At 59.3% G+C, this 18,310-nt stretch carries 14 protein-coding genes; 6 read left to right on the top strand and 8 right to left on the bottom strand.

Features of this window, described 5'->3' with window-relative positions; translation table 11 throughout:
- Positions 1-124 precede the first annotated feature (124 nt).
- Positions 125-2,218, bottom strand: a complete 2,094-nt coding sequence (locus BMS17_RS14540) for a cytochrome-c peroxidase (protein ID WP_077432185.1) — start codon at positions 2,216-2,218, stop codon at positions 125-127.
- A 1,189-nt stretch (positions 2,219-3,407) separates the two neighbouring features.
- On the opposite strand from BMS17_RS14540, the gene BMS17_RS14535 reads away from it, so the two are divergent.
- Positions 3,408-5,195, top strand: a complete 1,788-nt coding sequence (locus BMS17_RS14535) for a hypothetical protein (protein WP_046029936.1) — start codon at positions 3,408-3,410, stop codon at positions 5,193-5,195.
- A gap of 77 nt (positions 5,196-5,272) precedes the next feature.
- On the opposite strand, the gene BMS17_RS14530 is transcribed toward BMS17_RS14535, so the two are convergent.
- The 7 genes from BMS17_RS14530 to bioB form a co-directional block, all read right to left on the bottom strand.
- Positions 5,273-7,078 carry a phenylacyl-CoA dehydrogenase gene (locus tag BMS17_RS14530; RefSeq protein WP_046029935.1) on the bottom strand — a complete coding sequence of 602 codons (1,806 nt, stop codon included), beginning with the start codon at positions 7,076-7,078 and terminating at the stop codon, positions 5,273-5,275.
- A gap of 277 nt (positions 7,079-7,355) precedes the next feature.
- Positions 7,356-7,652 carry a hypothetical protein gene (locus tag BMS17_RS14525; protein ID WP_046029934.1) on the bottom strand — a complete coding sequence of 99 codons (297 nt, stop codon included), beginning with the start codon at positions 7,650-7,652 and terminating at the stop codon, positions 7,356-7,358.
- Between the two features lie 106 nt (positions 7,653-7,758).
- Positions 7,759-8,439, bottom strand: a complete 681-nt coding sequence (gene bioD / locus BMS17_RS14520; protein ID WP_046029933.1) for a dethiobiotin synthase — start codon at positions 8,437-8,439, stop codon at positions 7,759-7,761.
- Positions 8,436-9,248: a malonyl-ACP O-methyltransferase BioC gene (gene bioC / locus BMS17_RS14515; RefSeq protein ID WP_077431159.1), complete on the bottom strand. Its 813-nt coding sequence runs from the start codon at positions 9,246-9,248 to the stop codon at positions 8,436-8,438. Before bioC ends, bioD begins: the two co-directional genes overlap by 4 nt.
- Positions 9,241-9,972, bottom strand: coding sequence for an alpha/beta fold hydrolase (locus tag BMS17_RS14510; protein ID WP_046029930.1), 732 nt, complete (start codon positions 9,970-9,972; stop codon positions 9,241-9,243). The genes bioC and BMS17_RS14510 overlap by 8 nt, the downstream gene beginning before the upstream one ends.
- Positions 9,965-11,143 carry an 8-amino-7-oxononanoate synthase gene (bioF, locus tag BMS17_RS14505; RefSeq protein WP_077431158.1) on the bottom strand — a complete coding sequence of 393 codons (1,179 nt, stop codon included), beginning with the start codon at positions 11,141-11,143 and terminating at the stop codon, positions 9,965-9,967. Before bioF ends, BMS17_RS14510 begins: the two co-directional genes overlap by 8 nt.
- Positions 11,144-11,277: 134 nt before the next feature.
- Entirely contained in the window at positions 11,278-12,333 is a 1,056-nt protein-coding gene (gene bioB, locus BMS17_RS14500) for a biotin synthase BioB (protein WP_046029927.1), read from the bottom strand.
- Positions 12,334-12,424: 91 nt separating this feature from the next.
- On the opposite strand from bioB, the gene BMS17_RS14495 reads away from it, so the two are divergent.
- The 5 genes from BMS17_RS14495 to rarD all read left to right on the top strand — a co-directional run bounded on the left by BMS17_RS14495 (position 12,425) and on the right by rarD (position 18,210).
- Entirely contained in the window at positions 12,425-13,165 is a 741-nt protein-coding gene (locus BMS17_RS14495) for a ComF family protein (protein WP_077431157.1), read from the top strand.
- A 63-nt stretch (positions 13,166-13,228) separates the two neighbouring features.
- Positions 13,229-13,993, top strand: coding sequence for a TOBE domain-containing protein (locus BMS17_RS14490; RefSeq protein WP_046029923.1), 765 nt, complete (start codon positions 13,229-13,231; stop codon positions 13,991-13,993).
- Positions 13,994-14,051: 58 nt separating this feature from the next.
- Positions 14,052-15,953: a PhoX family phosphatase gene (locus BMS17_RS14485; RefSeq protein ID WP_077431156.1), complete on the top strand. Its 1,902-nt coding sequence runs from the start codon at positions 14,052-14,054 to the stop codon at positions 15,951-15,953.
- Positions 15,954-16,161: 208 nt separating this feature from the next.
- Positions 16,162-17,136 carry a serine/threonine protein kinase gene (locus tag BMS17_RS14480; protein ID WP_046029921.1) on the top strand — a complete coding sequence of 325 codons (975 nt, stop codon included), beginning with the start codon at positions 16,162-16,164 and terminating at the stop codon, positions 17,134-17,136.
- Between the two features lie 186 nt (positions 17,137-17,322).
- Positions 17,323-18,210: an EamA family transporter RarD gene (rarD, locus tag BMS17_RS14475; RefSeq protein WP_046029920.1), complete on the top strand. Its 888-nt coding sequence runs from the start codon at positions 17,323-17,325 to the stop codon at positions 18,208-18,210.
- Positions 18,211-18,310 lie beyond the last annotated feature (100 nt).

Genomic DNA, 18,310 nt, shown 5'->3' with positions numbered 1-18,310 from the left:
AGATGGCATTGTGCCCACCAACTGTAACGGCAGAAACCCCGATTTGCTGAGTGAAATACTGCGGTATTTACAAAAAAGCGTCACTGGCGAGCATCAGCCGCCAGTGACGTAAAGGGAAATATGATTACAGGTCGTTGTTGAACGGTTGCAGCGGCCCCTCCAGACTTGGGCGACCTTCAGCACCGACCGGTTTGAGCTGGATTTCGGCATCCTGCGCTTGTCGGGTAGTGATCTTCGGACTCGCCGGCTTTTGCCCGACGGAGTTTTCATCACCCTTTTCGCCCTGTGCCAGCACCAGCGACGGATGATCAAACGGCGCCCGTTCCCATGCGACCCGAGGATCGGTCAGTCCGACTTCCATGAATTTGACCAGCGCATCCACTTCATCCGGGGTGAGGTTCAGCCGAGTCATGTCCGGGTCGAGGTTTGAGCCGTTGTGCTGATTGACCGCTGGGTGGTCGAAGCCACTGGTGTTGCTGGCATCCTCACCACGCCGGTCGCCGCCACGGTTGTAGAACTCCATGACCTGACGCAGCGTCGCGCGACTGCCGTTGTGGAAATACGGTCCGGTCAACGCAATGTTACGCAGGGTCGGCGTCTTGAAGGCGCCATCGACCGCGTCGCGAAAACCGACATTCGGCTTGAGCGTCGCATCACAAGGGATCGCCGGGCTCAAAAGCGCTTCGAAGGTGCACACATCGACCTCCAGCGGGTCAGGGATCTGGCCGCCCTGGAGTACGGTGTTGTACTCGCGAGTGAAGGACAATGGATTGCCCCAGGCATCCGAGCCACCGAGCGCCAGGTCTTCCGACGTTGGACGCACCCCGGTGTTGTAGAAGCCGTTGTCATACAGCGTGGTCAGGTTGTCGGCCATCACCATGCGCTCGATCCGTTCCCGAGGATGGAACAGCAACCGGCTACCGGCGTTGGTCAACTCCGCGCCACCATGGCAACTGATGCACTTGCCCTTGCCCAGGAACAGATTCATGCCCTGGACCTGCTGGTCGTTCATGGCCGTATGATCGCCCTGCAAATAGGCATCCAACGGCGCCTGGTCCGAGATCAGCGTGGACTCATACATCTGAATCGCCAGCCCGAAGAACAGCGGGAAGTTCGCCTCCATCTGGGTGTATGGCGCACCACCCAGCGAGACCTGCTGCGTGGCATTCCACAGGCGCGGCTGGAACGCGTTCTTGATCAGCTCACGGTAGGTCGGCCGGCGGGCGCTGGACACTGGCCCCAGTACCGAATCGGTAGAGGAAATCCGCTGCTGTTTGAGCATCAAGGTGTCGAGCATGCGTCGGCCAATGTCGGCGAACGTACGACCGCCGCAGGACATTTCCACCGGACTGCCGGGAGGCCCTACCGCTTGCGAAGCGGCGGAAGCATCCTTGAGCGCCAGTCTGACTTTGGTCGCCACGCCACTGCGATCGCCGGTCACGAAAATCCCGGCGTCAGGATCGCGATTGCCAAATGGAGAGAAGCCGTTGAAGACGTTATTGGCGCGACCATCCCAAAAGTTACGCACGTTGAACGCGGCATTGATCACCGTGGGTGCGTTGCGCCCGGTGCTGCGGCGGACATTGATGCCACCTACCTGGAAGATGCCGTCCGGTTGCTGAATGCACTTGTCGAAACGTGCCTGATGGGGTTTGACGAAGTTGGCGTCGAATACGCCCTGGGACCCGATCACATCGTCAGTCGAATAGACAATCGCCGAATTGCGATCCATCGGATCAGCCAATACATGGGTCGGAAAGTCGTCTTTCTTCAGCAGGTAATTCGGGCCGCCCTTGCCTCCTGATTTGGTGGTGTAGCTCGGCACGTCGCCTGGAATGTCCGAGGCGGTGAACGGCTTGTTGAAGATCGACGAAACGTTCGCGTTAGTATTCGCCTGGCCGGGGTTGATCTGGTTGGTTGTGCGGTGATCAACACCCGCGTGGAAGTGGCAGGAGGCACAAGCCGTCGAACCGTCACTGCCGATCTCCATGTCCCAGAACAGCGCTTTGCCCAAGAGAACCGCCGCAGAGCGATTGAGCACGTAGTCAGTCATGAGGTCGACTTTGCGCCCGCCTTCGGTTCCCGACGGGTCGGGCGGGAGCAGTCCACGCAGCGATTGCAGAGTGGGCACGTCCAGTACGGGCGGATCGACCGCTACCGGGTCAGCGGCCCAGGCACTCGCGACCGGTAGACCGATGGTCAAAAGAGCCCCCGCCATCGCACAGGCTAAACGGGTGATTCGAAAGAGGTCCAAGTACTTAAACATCATGACATTCTCGATTCAGTGCGGAGTAGCCAAGCTCCGGGATTATCCTGTTGCGAGATGAACTCATCGCCACAAATCTTGCTGCTTGCACGAGTAGTTACACCACTCGAAATGGCTCGGGCAGGCGACGCTTAACTGGCAAAGTGCTCTCTTGGCTCAGGTTTGATTAAGACATTGCTCTGTCGCACCGACGGGTGCGCTTAACCCAACTCTAGCTGTAACAAAAAATTTCAGTAGCAAAAAAATCAATATTTTTATCTAAATCAATACAAATAGAAATGCCTTGCAAACACACCTGACACCACACACCAACAAAGACTACAGACATACCTCAAACATGGTGAACTTCCCCCATTACTGGGTACACTCCCCCAATACATGCCTACACCGGTTTACACAAACAATCACAAACCAATGAATATAAAGGAAAATATTTTCAATGATTATTACTTACCAGCCTGGCATAGCAATTGCTCACCACACTTCTCGGGAACTAAATTCATTTACGACCCGCTTACAACCTAGGTCATCAGGGGGGATAAACATTCATAAAATATAAACTCCGCGCGTGTACAAGTTACACTGCGTGAGCTATGGCTTTTATTTAATATCAAAACAAAAACTTCACGACTAATACTTCAATAGTTTTTTCTTGCAATATCATTCCGTCCGGAGTAGATATAGACAACATTTCTCATTCAGTACTTAGGACCTAACTCACGCAGCGAACACTTAAACTTCACCTCACACACTCCCGAACTTGGGTATATATCCCCCCCTATGTTGGTGGGTATTAATTCGGTAGTGTTGTGCGCAGTACCATCCTTGGCCGCGCAGCCCGCATTCCGAGTGCGCCGGCGATTGTTTGTGTCTAATTGTTTCAAAACAGGCACGACAACTGCTTTGTACGCCTCAGGCTCAAGGAAATGTCTCTCGCGTTTGCGTCCGTAACCGGCCGACGCAACGCAGGTGAAAACATCCGAACGGCAAGTGTCGACCGTACACAGGCACTTATCACGCTGGATCGAGCCCAAATTCGACACTCACGGCTTTGCGTTTTTCTTGCGCAGGATTCAGCGCATTAGCAGATCTACGATCTCGATTGGCCGGCAATGGGTCTTGCAAGATACTGGAGTGAGCCATGAGCTTATCTTTGTACGAAAAAACGCTCGCCATACCGCCGCTGCCTCACAAACGATTCAACGGCATCTTCAGTCGCCAAGTTCTGCTCGCCAGTGCCGTCGCTGTCGCACTGGCCATTGGTGGTGGCGGAGATGCATTTGCCAAAAACGGGGCTGGCGGTGGCGGTGGTGGTGGCGGTGGTGGCGGGACTGCCAAGCCCCCGGGTTTGCCCTCGCCGTTCACGACACCCACACTGCCCGATCCTATTTTTACAAACCCGACTGCGATTAATGGGTTTGACGTTACCGGTTTTATCCAAAACATGACCCTAGACACCACCAATTCGAATTGCCCCAGTACCAGCGACCCGGGCCGCTTCGGAGGGACTGTCCAGTTGAACGGCGTCACGATTGTTGTCCCTTGCAACACCGTTATGCAGATGCCGGCCAACACCTTGACCTGGGCCGACTTCGTCAGGGGTGGAACCCTGGCGCTCGGAAAGTCAGCGGCGGCCTATCCCTCGTTCGAGATCCATGTGGTAGGCAATAACGTCTCCAACAAGCAGATTGCCGGGCTGATCTTTGTCTCCCAGCAATCAGTCAACGCGGGTAACGGTTTCATCAGCCGGATCGACTACACCAACGGCAACCTCGAAGTTGACAGCGGGAACCCGACGCAACCCACGATTATTCAGATCAACGACCCGAACGGACGTTTTGGCCGTGCCCAAAGCCCCGACCCACGCTTCTCCGTCGATGATGCCAACCCGACCATCCATGCCGCCACCGGCTACCCGATGTGCGTGCCGCGCACGATTTCCGGGGACGATGCGCTCTGCCCACAGAAAAACCGGCCAAAAGTGGTCACCCCGACCACGACCAACAACTGCCGCAATTTCAGCCAGGCCGGTGTTGCGCCTCCGGCCAGTGGGGAACTCTCAGGGCCAGCGGTGGGGCAGGTCTATTGCAGCCAGTACGTCATGAAGAGATTCAGCGATGCTACACGCACGGCGACGGACCCCGATCCGACTCAACAGGCCCCCTTCGAAGTCGGCGACTTCATCAGCTGGTCCGGTACTTTGTTCAAGTCAGCCACAACGGGAGCCCCGGACTTCGTCTCTGCACACACGATCGAGGCGAATGTCGGGATCTACACTCAGCCTGGTTCGCAGCCCAGCTACATGGCTATCGGGGAGTTTGGCATCGGTACGGCCGACCCGGCTGCAACAGCCATCAGCGGAGTAGCCCAGGAGACGCAGGACCGGATTTTCCTTGAAGCCTCGACCACCGATATCAAGACCCCGGTCGACATCTATCTGATAGATGTCAATCCATCGACAGGTGTGCAAACCAATCGCTGGGTTACACCCTATGAGATGACGGGTGAATGCAACCCTGCGCTGGGCCTTGCGGCCAGTTGCCTGGGAGCCTCGGGTGGTATTACCACACAGAACACGGGTCCTCAGCCACAACGCGCCAGATTACGTGCGACCAAATCGCCCGCAGGGCTACTTAGCCAGCCAACACGTACCTTGCGCGTCGTTGCGCGGTCACTTTGCGTTCCACAGCAGAGCTTATCCCAGACCGCCGTGGACAGTTGCATCCAGAATGCGGGCAGGCTGACCGTCGCCAATGGACTGATTGCCGGACAGTATGTGGCGCCGGTGTTTGAGTTCATCTTTCCGGAAGGCGTCAAGCCTGGCGATCCTGTGGTGCCTAACGACTTCTGGCATCTGCCGTTCATACGTAACGGCGAAGGCGTGAGCACCCCGACTGGCGTCGGCCCCCTGGATCCGACACCATGGTGATCAAGGCCTGACCTCAACGCAAAAAAAACCGCCGCCCCTTTCGGAGCGGCGGTTTTTTTAAGGACTGCGTTTAGGCCTTAGTAGCCCAGATCGAAGTTCTCTTCTTTCATGTCCATCAGGTTGTTAGCGCCCGACAGCATGGTGACAACGTGAGTGCGGGTACGCGGCAGGATGCGCTGGAAGTAGAAGCGCGCAGTCTGCAGCTTGGCGGTGTAGAACGCCTCTTCGGAAGTACCGGCAGCCAGTTTCTCGGCAGCCAGACGCGCCATGTCAGCCCAGAAGTAGGCCAGGCAGGCGTAACCGGAGTACATCAGGTAGTCCACGGAGGCCGCGCCGACTTCTTCGCGATCCTTCATGGCCGCCATACCGACCTTCATGGTCAGCTCGCCCCATTCTTTGTTCAGTGCAGCCAGTGGTGCGACGAACTCTTGAACCGCTTCGTTGCCTTCGTTGGTCTGGCAGAACTTGTGGACGATTTTGGTGAAGCCTTTCAGGGCCTCGCCTTGCGTCATCAACACTTTGCGGCCCAGCAGGTCGAGTGCCTGGATACCGGTGGTGCCTTCGTACAGCATCGAAATGCGGCTGTCGCGAACGTTCTGCTCCATGCCCCACTCGGCGATGAAGCCGTGGCCGCCGTAGATTTGCACGCCATGGTTAGCGGATTCAAAACCGACTTCGGTCATGAACGCTTTGGCGATTGGGGTCATGAAGGCCAGCAGTGCGTCGGCTTTCTTCTTCTCTTCTTCATCCACGCCGTACTTGACGATGTCGACTTGCTTGGCGGTGAAGTAAACCATCGCGCGGTTGCCTTCGGCGAATGCCTTCATGGTCAACAGCATGCGACGTACATCTGGGTGAACGATGATCGGGTCGGCAGCCTTGTCCGGCGCTTTCGGGCCAGTCAGCGAACGCATTTGCAGACGATCGCGAGCGTATTTCAAGCCGCCCTGGAAGCCGATTTCGGCGTGAGCCAGACCTTGCAGCGCGGTGCCCAGGCGTGCGGTGTTCATGAAGGTGAACATGCAGTTCAGGCCTTTGTTCGCCGGGCCGATCAGGAAACCGGTGGCCGCGTCGAAGTTCATCACGCAAGTGGCGTTACCGTGGATGCCCATCTTGTGTTCCAGGGAACCACAGCTCACTGCGTTGCGTGCGCCGATCGAACCGTCTGCGTTCGGCATGAACTTTGGAACGATGAACAGCGAGATACCTTTGGTGCCAGCCGGTGCATCCGGCAGGCGGGCCAGTACGATGTGGACGATGTTGTCGGCCATGTCGTGTTCACCGGCCGAGATGAAGATCTTGGTGCCGGAGACTTTGTAGGAACCGTCGGCCTGAGGTTCGGCCTTGGTGCGCAACATGCCCAGGTCGGTGCCGCAATGCGGTTCGGTCAGGCACATAGTGCCGGTCCACTCACCGGAAACCAGTTTGGTCAGGTACGCGTCTTGTTGCTCAGGCGTGCCGTGTTCGGAAATGGTGTTCATCGCGCCGTGCGACAGGCCTGGGTACATGCCCCACGACCAGTTGGCTTCGCCAACCATTTCGCTCACAGCCAGACCCAGAGACTCTGGCAGGCCTTGGCCACCGTGCTCTACGTCGTGGGCCAGGCTAGGCCAGCCGCCTTCGACGAATTGTTTGTAGGCTTCTTTGAAGCCAGTCGGGGTTTTAACGCCGGACTCGCTCCAGGTGCAGCCTTCGGTATCGCCCACGCGGTTCAGCGGCGCCAGTACCTGCTCACAAAACTTGGCGCCTTCTTCGAGAATGGCGTCAACCATGTCCGGAGTTGCGTCTGCGCAAGCCGGAAGGCTCTGATAGTGCGCTTCGTAGCCGAGCAATTCGTCACGAACGAAGCGAATATCACGCAAGGGGGCCTTGTAGTCAGGCATAGCGATAAACCTCTGCTGATGTAACCGGGAATGAACGACCGTGTTGATTTGTTGTGACGGTCAAACAGTTGTTTGAAACATACGTTTACGCCTAATTCTTGTCAAGCGTCGATCTTTGGCCGTTCGTCATCACCTCACCGATCTGCCGGACACGCAGCAGCGTACGAGCGCTGAATAAACACCGCGGCGTGTAGAAAAGATTAGTTGAGCGAGAAGGACTTACGCAGAAAAACGCCGCGAAAAATCGCGGCGTCGATGAAGCGGATTCAGCGGGGAATCAAGCGAATGTATCGATCAACGTGCCGAGCATTTCGTCCGAAGCCTTGGCGACTTTGGCGCCCGCTTCAACCTGAAATTTGCCTTGGGCCAGATCGATTACGTTGCTGGCCAGGTCAGATTGCTGGCTGCGATCAACCGAACGCAGACGATCAACCTGAGCCTCGGAGGACTGGCTGGTAACCGAACGCTCAATGGTGTTGCTGGCGATCTGCCCGGAAGCTTGATCGACGCGGTTCTGCCCTGTCTGAATAGTGCTCAGACCAGCATAAAAAGCGGTGTTACCTGAGATTTCCATGGGAGAACTCGTCCTGCAAGGGATCAATGGTGGCCATTGAACCAGACCTGATGGCAAAAGGCCCGACAAAAACACTAATGGCACAGTGCCTTGTCATAGGTAAAACCTAGTCCAGCAGATCCAGTTGCAAATGTTCCGCCACGGATTCAGCCGTGATCGACTTGAGCCTCGGTACTCGCCCCAGGCAGGGCGCGGGAATCCGCTCGGCGAGCGTGGCGAGGTTTTCCTCCAACCGTGAGGTTTTCGGATCGATGATATTGGCCACCCAACCCGCCAGCTGCAACCCATCCTGAGCAATCGCCTCGGCCGTCAACAGCGCATGGTTGATGCAACCCAGCCGCACACCGACCACCAGAATGACCGGCAAACCCAGCGCCATCGCCAGGTCAGACAGATTGTCCTGATCCGCCAACGGCACGCGCCAGCCGCCCGCCCCTTCGATCAGGGTGAAATCCGCCTGCATATCGAGAATCTCGCGCATGGGCGTCAACAGCGACTGCACGGTCAATGCCACGCCGGCCTCCCGTGCGGCCAGGTGTGGAGCGATGGCCGGCTCGAACGCGAGTGGATTGACCTGGGCATACGTCAACGGCAACGAACACTCGGCCAACAACGCCAACGCATCGGCATTACGCAACCCCTTGGGCGTCACGTCGCAGCCAGAGGCAACCGGCTTGCCCGCTGCCGTGCTCAGGCCCGCGGATCGCGCGGCATGCAACAAACCCGCAGCAACGGTGGTCTTGCCAACGTCAGTGTCAGTGCCGGTGATGAAATAGGCTGCGCTCATAAAGGTTTCTCCAACACGGCGTAGACCACCTGGTAAGTCGCCGGCAAACCTTCGGCCTGGCGAAATTGCTCATACGCCTCGATCAAACCGAGGATCCGCGCACGGCCAGTCAAACCACCCGGCCGCCCTGGGTTCAAGTTGTGCGCACCCAATGCCTTCAGTTCATGGGTCAGGCTGCGCACATCCGGGTAATGCAATACATGAGGACGCGTTTGCAGGCTGACAGTCTTCAAGCCACTGGCAGCACACAACTGCTGATAAACACCCAACTCGCGGAAGCGATTGACGTGGACCATGCCATCGACCTGACGCCAGCTGTCACGCAGTTCAAACAACGTCCCTACACAAAGACTAGCAAACGCGAAAATACCCCCTGGTTTCAGCACCCGGTGCGCCTCGCGAAGCACCGACTCAAAATCAGCGCACCACTGCACGGCAAGACTGGAGAAGATCAAATCGCAGGTCGAATCCTGGAGCGGCAAGCGCTCGGCATCGCCCGCGATGAAATGGGTCGCCCCACCCAATGGCCGCGCGTGATTGAGCATGCCTTCGGCAATGTCGAGGGCGACACCCTGACCGGCCGGAAAACGCTCGCTCAACGCACGACTGAAATAACCGGTGCCGCAGCCCAGGTCCAGCCAGCGACCCGGGACAAAATCACCCGGCAAGCGACTCAACAACTGGCTACCAACATCGCGTTGCAATTCGGCCACGCTGTCATAGCTCGCTGCCGCGCGAGAAAAGGACGCTGCCACCTGGCGCTTGTCAGGCAAACCGCCGGGCAGATTGGGAAGGGATAAATCAGTCATCACCGGACTCGTGCAAAAAGGCCTGAATCGCCCCCGCCACACCGTGGGGGTCTTCCAGAAGAAACGCATGACTGGCCTGTTCAATCAGACCAATTTCGACATCCGGCAGCAGCGTCAGCAAATCCCCTGCGGCTTCGGCCGGAACCAGGCCGTCGAGGCCGGCGAACAAATGAAATTGTGGACCGCGATATGCCTGCAAAGCCTGGCGAGTATCCAGTTGTGCAAGGACTTCCAGACCGGCCGCCAAAACCGAAGCAGTGGAATGCGGCGCACCACCGAGCAGTAACCGGGAAAGACCGCGAGGGTCTTGCGCGCCTTGCGCACACAGCAACGTAAACCGTTTCAACGTCAGGCGTGGATCTGCCTGGCAGCCGGCCAGAAACGCCTCGAACGTCTCGGCGGGCATCGCGCTCGGCCATTGCTCATGGGCAACAAACGAAGGATTGCTCGCCAGCGTCAGTAAACCGCAGCAGCGATCGCCTCGACGCGCCGCCAGCTCCGCCGCGAGCATGCCACCCAAGGACCAGCCTGCGAGCCAGGCGTCTTGCGGCACGGTCGAATCCAGCTCATCGAGCCACTCGTCAAGATCACTCGATTCCAGTTCCGGCAACGGCTCGATCTCGACCCGCAGATGCTCATCCAGCCCACGCAAGGCTGCCGCCAAGGGTTCCAGCGGCGAAATCCCGAGGCCCCATCCGGGCAGCAGAATCAGTCGGTCACGCATGGCTTGGCTCCGATTTCAAAAGTGCAAAACAATCGGCCAGTCCATTCAACAAGCGCTGCACCTGTGCCTCGCTATGAGCGGCGGTCAGGGTCACCCGCAAGCGGGCGCTGCCAGCCGGCACGGTCGGCGGACGGATCGCGGTCACCATCAGACCGCGCTCGCGCAACATCTGCGACAGCCGTACCGCACGCCCGGCATCGCCGATCATGATCGGCTGGATCGGCGTGAAACTGTCCATCAGTTCCAGGCCAATCTGCTCGGCACCCTGGCGGAACTGACGAATCAGCACCTTCAGATGCTCACGCCGCCAGTGTTCAGTGCGCAGCAGTTCGAGGCTTTTCAGCGTCGCGCAGGCCAGCGCCGGTGGCTGGCTGGTGGTGTAAATGTAGGGTCGGGCGAACTGGATCAGGCTTTCGATCAACTCGTCACTGCCAGCAACAAAGGCCCCGGCCGTGCCGAATGCCTTGCCCAACGTGCCGACCAGAACCGGTACCTCTTCCTGACTCAGGCCAAAATGCTCGACGATCCCACCGCCATTGGCGCCTAGCGGCCCGAACCCGTGCGCGTCATCGACCATCAGCCAGGCGCCTTTGGCCTTGGCTTCGAGCGCCAGCGCCGGCAGATTGGCGATGTCGCCGTCCATGCTGAATACACCGTCGGTGACCACCAGCGTATTACCGGTGGCCTTCTCCAGCCGCTTGGCCAGACTGACAGCGTCGTTGTGCAGATAGCGGTTGAAGCGCGCGCCGGACAGCAAACCGGCATCCAGCAACGAGGCGTGATTGAGCCGATCCTCCAGCACCGTATCGCCCGCCCCGACCAAGGCCGTGACTGCACCGAGATTGGCCATGTAACCGGTGGTGAACAACAACGCACGCGGACGGCCGGTCAGGTCAGCCAAGGCCTCCTCCAGCGCGTGATGCGGCGTGCTGTGGCCGATCACCAAGTGCGACGCCCCGCCACCGACGCCCCAACGAGCCGCACCGGCGCGCCAGGCTTCGATCACTTGCGGGTGATTGGCCAGGCCCAAGTAGTCGTTGTTACAGAACGCGAGCAACGGTTGACCATCGACCACCACTTCCGGGCCTTGAGGGCTTTCGAGTAGCGGGCGCTGGCGGTAGAGGTTTTCGGCACGACGGGCAGCAAGGCGTGCGGCGAGATCGAAAGACATGCAGGCCTCGCGAGTAGGAATGGGGTACAGCCCCTGTAGGAGCAAAGCTTGCTCGCGATAAGAGCGCCGCAGTCATTCAGGCCGACCGAGGCGTTTTCATCGCGGGCAAGCCTTGCTCCTACAAGGCAAAGGACTTAAACAGCTGCGTTGTAAAACTGCTCGCTGCTCTTCTGCTCAACCAGCGCTTGCTCGATGGCGGCTTGATGCACCTCGTCGGCGTGTTCTTCGCGCGCTTCCGGCAGAATCCCCAGGCGCGAGAACAGTTGCATGTCCTTGTCGGCTTGCGGGTTGGCAGTGGTCAGCAGTTTTTCGCCGTAGAAAATCGAGTTGGCGCCAGCGAAGAACGCCAGGGCCTGCATCTGCTCGTTCATCGCTTCGCGGCCAGCGGACAAACGCACGTGGGATTGCGGCATCAGGATGCGGGCGACGGCGAGCATGCGGATGAAATCGAACGGGTCGACGTCTTCCGCATTTTCCAGCGGCGTCCCGGCGACTTTCACCAGCATGTTGATCGGCACCGATTCCGGATGCTCTGGCAGGTTGGCCAGCTGGATCAGCAGGTTGGCGCGGTCATCAAGGGACTCACCCATGCCGAGGATGCCGCCCGAGCAAATCTTCATCCCCGAATCACGCACGTAGGCCAGGGTTTGCAGGCGCTCGCCGTAGGTGCGGGTGGTGATGATGCTGCCGTAGAACTCCGGCGAGGTGTCGAGGTTGTGGTTGTAGTAGTCGAGGCCGGCCTTGGCCAGCGCTTCGGTCTGGTCCTGATCCAGGCGACCCAGGGTCATGCAGGTTTCCAGGCCCAGGGCTTTCACACCTTCGACCATCTTCAGCACGTAAGGCATGTCTTTGGCCGACGGATGCTTCCACGCCGCGCCCATGCAGAAACGGGTCGACCCGATGGCCTTGGCGCGAGCGGCCTCTTCGAGGACCTTCTGCACTTCCATCAACTTTTCTTTTTCCAGGCCGGTGTTGTAGTGACCGGATTGCGGGCAATATTTGCAATCTTCAGGGCAGGCGCCGGTCTTGATCGACAGCAGCGTGGAAACCTGGACGCGGTTGGCGTCGAAATGCGCGCGGTGCACCGTCTGCGCCTGGAACAACAGGTCATTGAATGGCTGAACGAAGAGTGCTTTGACTTCGGCCAAAGACCAGTCATGACGCAGGGTTGCAGTGGTGCTGGCGCTCATGGGCGTTTCCTTTGTTTTATGCTTGGCAAGCGACTGGGGACGGAATACCCACAGACGCGACACGGATGTTCGGCATATTTAAGGAAGACTCATGCGCTGTCAACCACGTTACGAAGGGCCGGTTTACATCTGGTTAAAAAACAACCAGCGCTGTTTGCTCTGCGCTGAACCGGCCGATGAACACATCCCGATCTGTATGGCCTGCGAAACGGAACTGCCCTGGCTTGGCGATCACTGCCAAACCTGTGCCCTGCCCTTGACCGGCGCCGGGCTGACTTGCCGCCAGTGCCAGGAACACCCGCCCGCCTTCGAGCGAGTGGCCACACCCTGGACTTACAGCTTTCCGCTGGACACGTTGATCACACGCTTCAAGCACTCGGCAAAGTGGCCATTCGGCCGCCTGCTCGGCGAACTTCTCGCGCAGTTCCTGCAACATCGCTTCGATGAAGACCTGAATCGACCTGACGCGCTCGTCCCCGTGCCGCTGGCCACTAAACGCTTGCGTCAACGGGGCTTCAATCAAGCCGCGATGCTCGCCCGCTGGCTCGGCGCCAACCTCGACATCCCTTGCGACGAAACGCTGCTGTTGCGGATTCAAGACACCAGCGCGCAGCAGGATTTGAATGCCGATGCCCGCAAAAAGAACCTTCGCCATGCCTTCGCCCTGACACCCGGCGCGCACATCAAGGGCCGTCATCTGGCCTTGGTGGACGACGTGCTGACCACCGGTGCGACGGCGCAAGCCCTCGCCCGGTTGTTAATGGAGGCTGGCGCCGCACGGGTTGATGTCTACTGCCTGGCCCGAACACCCAAACCTGGCGACGTGGCCTGACTTGACTCCCGCGCCCCAAGCGGCCAACGTCTTTCCAATCGTCACAGCCCAAAGCGCCTTGCCATGTCCTTGCCAACCTTGTTGTCCCAGCACATTGTCCGTCGTCCGCAGCGCATTGCGTTGCTGCAACACATCGCCGAACAAGGCTCGATCACCCGTGCCGCGAAAAGTGCGGGCCTGAGCTACAAGGCCGCATGGGATGCGATCGACGAACTGAACAACCTGGCGCAGAAGCCGCTGGTGGAGCGCAGTGTCGGTGGCAAAGGCGGCGGGGGCGCCAAACTCTCCAGCGAAGGCCTGCGTGTGTTGCGCCTTTACCAAAAGCTGCAAGCCCTGCAGGCCCAAGTGCTGGAGGCGGCCGAAGACGCCAGCGATCTGGACTTGCTCGGCCGCCTGATGCTCAGGACCAGCGCGCGTAATCAACTGCATGGCAAGGTTGTGGAGATCGAAGCTCAGGGGCGCAATGACCTGATCCGTCTTGAATTGGCCGAAGGCTTGAACATTGATGCGCAGATTACCCACGACAGCACCCTGCGCCTGGAGTTGGAAATCGGCACCGAGGTGGTCGCATTGATCAAGGCCGGTTGGCTGGACCTGCTGGGCATCGACCAGCAGGAAACACCCGGCAACAACTGCTTGAACGGCATTATCGAAGAAATTCTCGACGCCGAAGACGGCCCCAGCGAAGTGCGCATCGGCCTGCCTAATGGCCATACGCTGTGCGCGCTGGCCGAACCGCTGCACTTGAGAACCCTGGGGCTTGCCATCGACAAACCGGTACGGGTGCAATGTTCGCCGTCCAATATCCTGTTGGGCACTCCGCTCTGAAACAAAAACGTCACGGAGGCTCATTAAGGTGACTGCAAAAACCCGCAGGGAGCCTGATGTGAGCCTATTAGAAGAAAGCCAATCCACCGACCTCGAAAAAATGGTCGGCCTCAGCCGTCGTGGTTTCATCAGCGCCGGAGCCCTCTGCGGTGCGGCGATGTTCCTCGGTGGCAACCTGCTGAGCCGTAGCGTGCTGGCCGCGAGCGTCAGCGCAGGCACCAGCAAACTGTTGGGCTTTGACAGCATCCCCGCCGCCACCAGCGACGCCATCACCCTTCCCGCGGGTTACAAATCCTCGGTGCTGATCAGTTGGGGCCAGCCCCTGCACAAAAACGGCCCGGCCTTCGACCCCAGTGGCAATGGCACGGCCGAACAGCAGGAACTCCAGTTCGGCGACAACAATGACGGCATGAGCCTGTTCGAGTTTCCCGGTGAGAAAGACCGGGCGCTGATGGCAATCAACAACGAATACACCAACTATCGCTACCTCTACGCGCACGGCGGCATGCCACAATCGGCCGAAGAAGTGCGCAAGGCGCTGGCCTGCGAAGGCGTGTCGGTGATCGAAGTGCAGCGCAAGAACGGCCAATGGCAATTCGTCCAGGGCTCGCGCTACAACCGACGCATTCACGGTAACGCACCGATCACACTGAGTGGCCCGGCCGCTGGCCATGAACTGCTGAAAACCAGCGCCGACCCACAGGGCAAAAATGTCCTTGGCACCTTTCAGAACTGCGCCAACGGCAAGACGCCGTGGGGCACGTACCTGACCTGTGAAGAAAACTTCACCGACTGCTTCGGCAGCAGCAATGCCGAGCAAAAATTCGACGCCGCGCAGAAACGCTACGGCGCGGTGGCGACCAGCAAAGAGATCAACTGGCACCCGCACGACGCGCGTTTCGACCTGGCGAAAAACCCGAACGAACTCAATCGTCACGGCTGGGTGGTGGAGATTGACCCGTTCGATCCGCAATCGACGCCGGTCAAGCGCACGGCCTTGGGCCGCTTCAAGCATGAGAACGCCGCGCTGGCTGAAACCCATGACGGCCGCGCCGTGGTGTACATGGGCGACGACGAACGCGGCGAGTTCATCTACAAGTTCGTCAGCCGCGACAAGATCAACCACAAAAACCCCAAGGCCAACCGCGACCTGCTGGATCACGGCACGCTGTACGTCGCGCGCTTCGACGCCGGCGACGGCAATGCCGATCACCCGAAGGGCCAGGGCGAATGGGTCGAGCTGACCCACGGCAAAAACGGTATCGACGCCAGCAGCGGCTTCGCCGGCCAGGCCGAGGTGCTGATCCACGCACGCCTCGCCGCCAGTGTGGTGAAAGCCACGCGCATGGACCGCCCGGAATGGATCGTCGTAAGCCCCAAGGATGGCCAGGTCTATTGCACCCTGACCAACAACGCCAAACGCGGAGAGGACGGTCAGCCGGTGGGCGGACCGAACCCGCGTGAGAAGAACGTGTACGGGCAGATCCTGCGCTGGCGCACCGACCGCGACGATCATGCCGCCAATAGCTTTGCCTGGGACCTGTTTGTGGTCGCCGGCAATCCGGGTGTTCATGCCGGCACGCCGAAGGGCGGATCGTCGAACATCACGCCGCAGAACATGTTCAATAGCCCGGATGGCCTGGGGTTCGACAAAGCTGGACGCTTGTGGATTCTCACCGACGGCGATTCGAGCAATGCCGGTGACTTTGCCGGCATGGGCAACAACCAGATGCTGTGTGCCGACCCGGTGACCGGGGAGATTCGCCGCTTCATGGTCGGGCCGATTGGCTGCGAAGTCACCGGGATCAGCTTCTCACCGGATCAAAAGACCTTGTTTGTCGGCATTCAGCATCCGGGGGAAAATGGCGGTTCGACATTCCCGGAGCATTTGTCCAATGGCAAACCGCGGTCTTCAGTGATGGCCATTTCCCGGGAAGATGGCGGGATCGTCGGCGCCTGATCCGCCCTCTTCGCGAGCAAGCCCGCTCCCACACTTGATCGAGGGTGTGTCACAAATAGTGTGAGCACCACAGGCCAATGTGGGAGCGGGCTTGCCCGCGAAGGCGCCGGTCCAGACGCTACACATCTCAACCCCAACCACTAAAGCCCCGCCGTCTGCGCTACCATGCTTGGCCGGACGCGGCAGCCTGCTGCGCGCAGGAGTCAGCATGGCCCACCCGTTTGCAACCCTCACCCCAGACCTCGTGCTCGATGCCGTCGAAAGTATTGGCTTTCTCAGTGACGCGCGCATTCTGGCGCTCAACAGTTACGAGAACCGTGTCTATCAGGTCGGCATCGAAGATGGCGAACCGCTGATCGCCAAGTTCTACCGTCCGCAGCGCTGGACCAACGAAGCGATTCTCGAAGAGCACCAGTTCACCTTCGAACTCGCCGAATGCGACGTACCGGTGGTCGCACCGATGATTCACAACGGCGCCAGCCTGCACGAGCACAACGGCTTTCGTTTCACCCTGTTCCCGCGCCGTGGTGGCCGCGCGCCGGAGCCGGGCAATCTCGATCAACTCTATCGCCTGGGTCAGTTGCTCGGTCGCCTGCACGCCGTCGGCACAACCAAACCGTTCGATCACCGTGAAGCGCTGGGTGTGAAGAACTTCGGCCACGACTCGCTGACCACCTTGCTCGAAGGCAATTTCATCCCCAAGAGTTTGCTGCCGGCCTACGAATCGGTGGCCCGCGACCTGCTCAAGCGTGTGGAAGATGCTTACAGCAACACGCCGCACCAGAACATTCGCATGCACGGTGATTGCCACCCCGGCAACATGATGTGCCGCGACGAAATGTTCCACATCGTCGACCTCGATGACTGCCGCATGGGCCCGGCGGTGCAAGACATCTGGATGATGCTGGCCGGTGACCGCCAGGAATGCCTCGGGCAGCTGTCGGAACTGATGGACGGCTACAACGAGTTTCACGACTTTGATCCTCGGGAACTGGCGTTGATCGAGCCGCTGCGCGCGCTGCGCCTGATGCACTACAGCGCCTGGCTCGCCCGTCGCTGGGACGACCCGGCGTTCCCGCACAGCTTTCCGTGGTTTGGCAGCGAGCGGTATTGGGGCGACCAGGTGCTGGCATTGCGCGAGCAACTCGCAGCCCTGAACGAAGAACCCCTTAAACTTTTCTGACCCACCTAGAAACCCTGTGCGAGCTTGCTCGCGATAGCAATCCATCAGTCACTGATGTGCTGATTGAATCGCCGCCATCGCGAGCAAGCTCGCTCCCACAGGGTTGAGTGTTCACAATTGCCCAACCTATTCAGGCAGGACATTCGTAGAATCCCTCTTTGTTAGCTGCCTAAGCAAGGATTCTGCATGCAAGCTGCCAACCCGCGTCGCGGGTACATTCTGGGCCTGAGTGCCTACATCATTTGGGGACTTTTCCCGCTCTACTTCAAAGCCATTGCCAACGTGCCCGCCGTGGAAATCATCATCCATCGCGTGCTGTGGTCCGCGCTGTTCGGTGCCTTATTGCTGATGGTCTGGAAACATCCCGGCTGGTGGCGCGAACTGCGAGACAACCCCAAACGCCTGGCGATCCTCGCCCTCAGTGGCACGCTGATTGCGGCCAACTGGCTGACCTACGTGTGGTCGGTGAACAACGGGCGGATGCTCGAGGCCAGCCTCGGTTACTACATCAACCCGCTGGTGAACGTGTTGCTGGGGATGTTGATCCTCGGCGAACGGCTACGGCGCATGCAGTGGCTGGCCGTGGGTTTGGCGGCGGTTGGCGTGGCGCAGCAGGTGTGGCAAGTCGGCAGCCTGCCCTGGGTGTCGCTGGTGTTGGCGCTGACGTTCGGGTTCTACGGATTGATCCGTAAGCAGGCGCCGGTCAAGGCATTGCCCGGTCTGGTGGTGGAAACCTGGATGCTGGTGCCGATTGCTGTTGCGTGGTTGCTGTTCAACCCGACGGCAGCCAGCGCCCAACCCGAGTTCTGGACCACCTCTGAAGCCTGGTGGCTGGTCGCCGCCGGCCCGGTCACGCTCGTGCCGCTGGTGTGTTTCAACGCCGCCGCACGGCATTTGCCTTACACGACGTTAGGATTTCTCCAATACCTGGCGCCGACACTGGTGCTGTTGCAAGCCGTTCTGCTGTTTGGCGAACACTTGTCATCCAGCACGCTGGTCGCGTTCATCTTTATCTGGGCAGGTCTTGCGGTTTATAGCGTCGATGCGTGGATAAGTTTGCGCCGCCGCAGCTGATCAAAAAACACACAAACCTCTGCAGGCCACGGCCCTTGTGGCCTGCATCGATCCTTCCCAAGGTTATCCACAGCGTGATCCCCGCCGTTTGTGTGCAACT

This window comes from Pseudomonas sp. C9 (assembly GCF_002000165.1).
GTDB lineage: Bacteria > Pseudomonadota > Gammaproteobacteria > Pseudomonadales > Pseudomonadaceae > Aquipseudomonas.
This window is presented reverse-complemented; position numbering and strand designations above follow the sequence as displayed.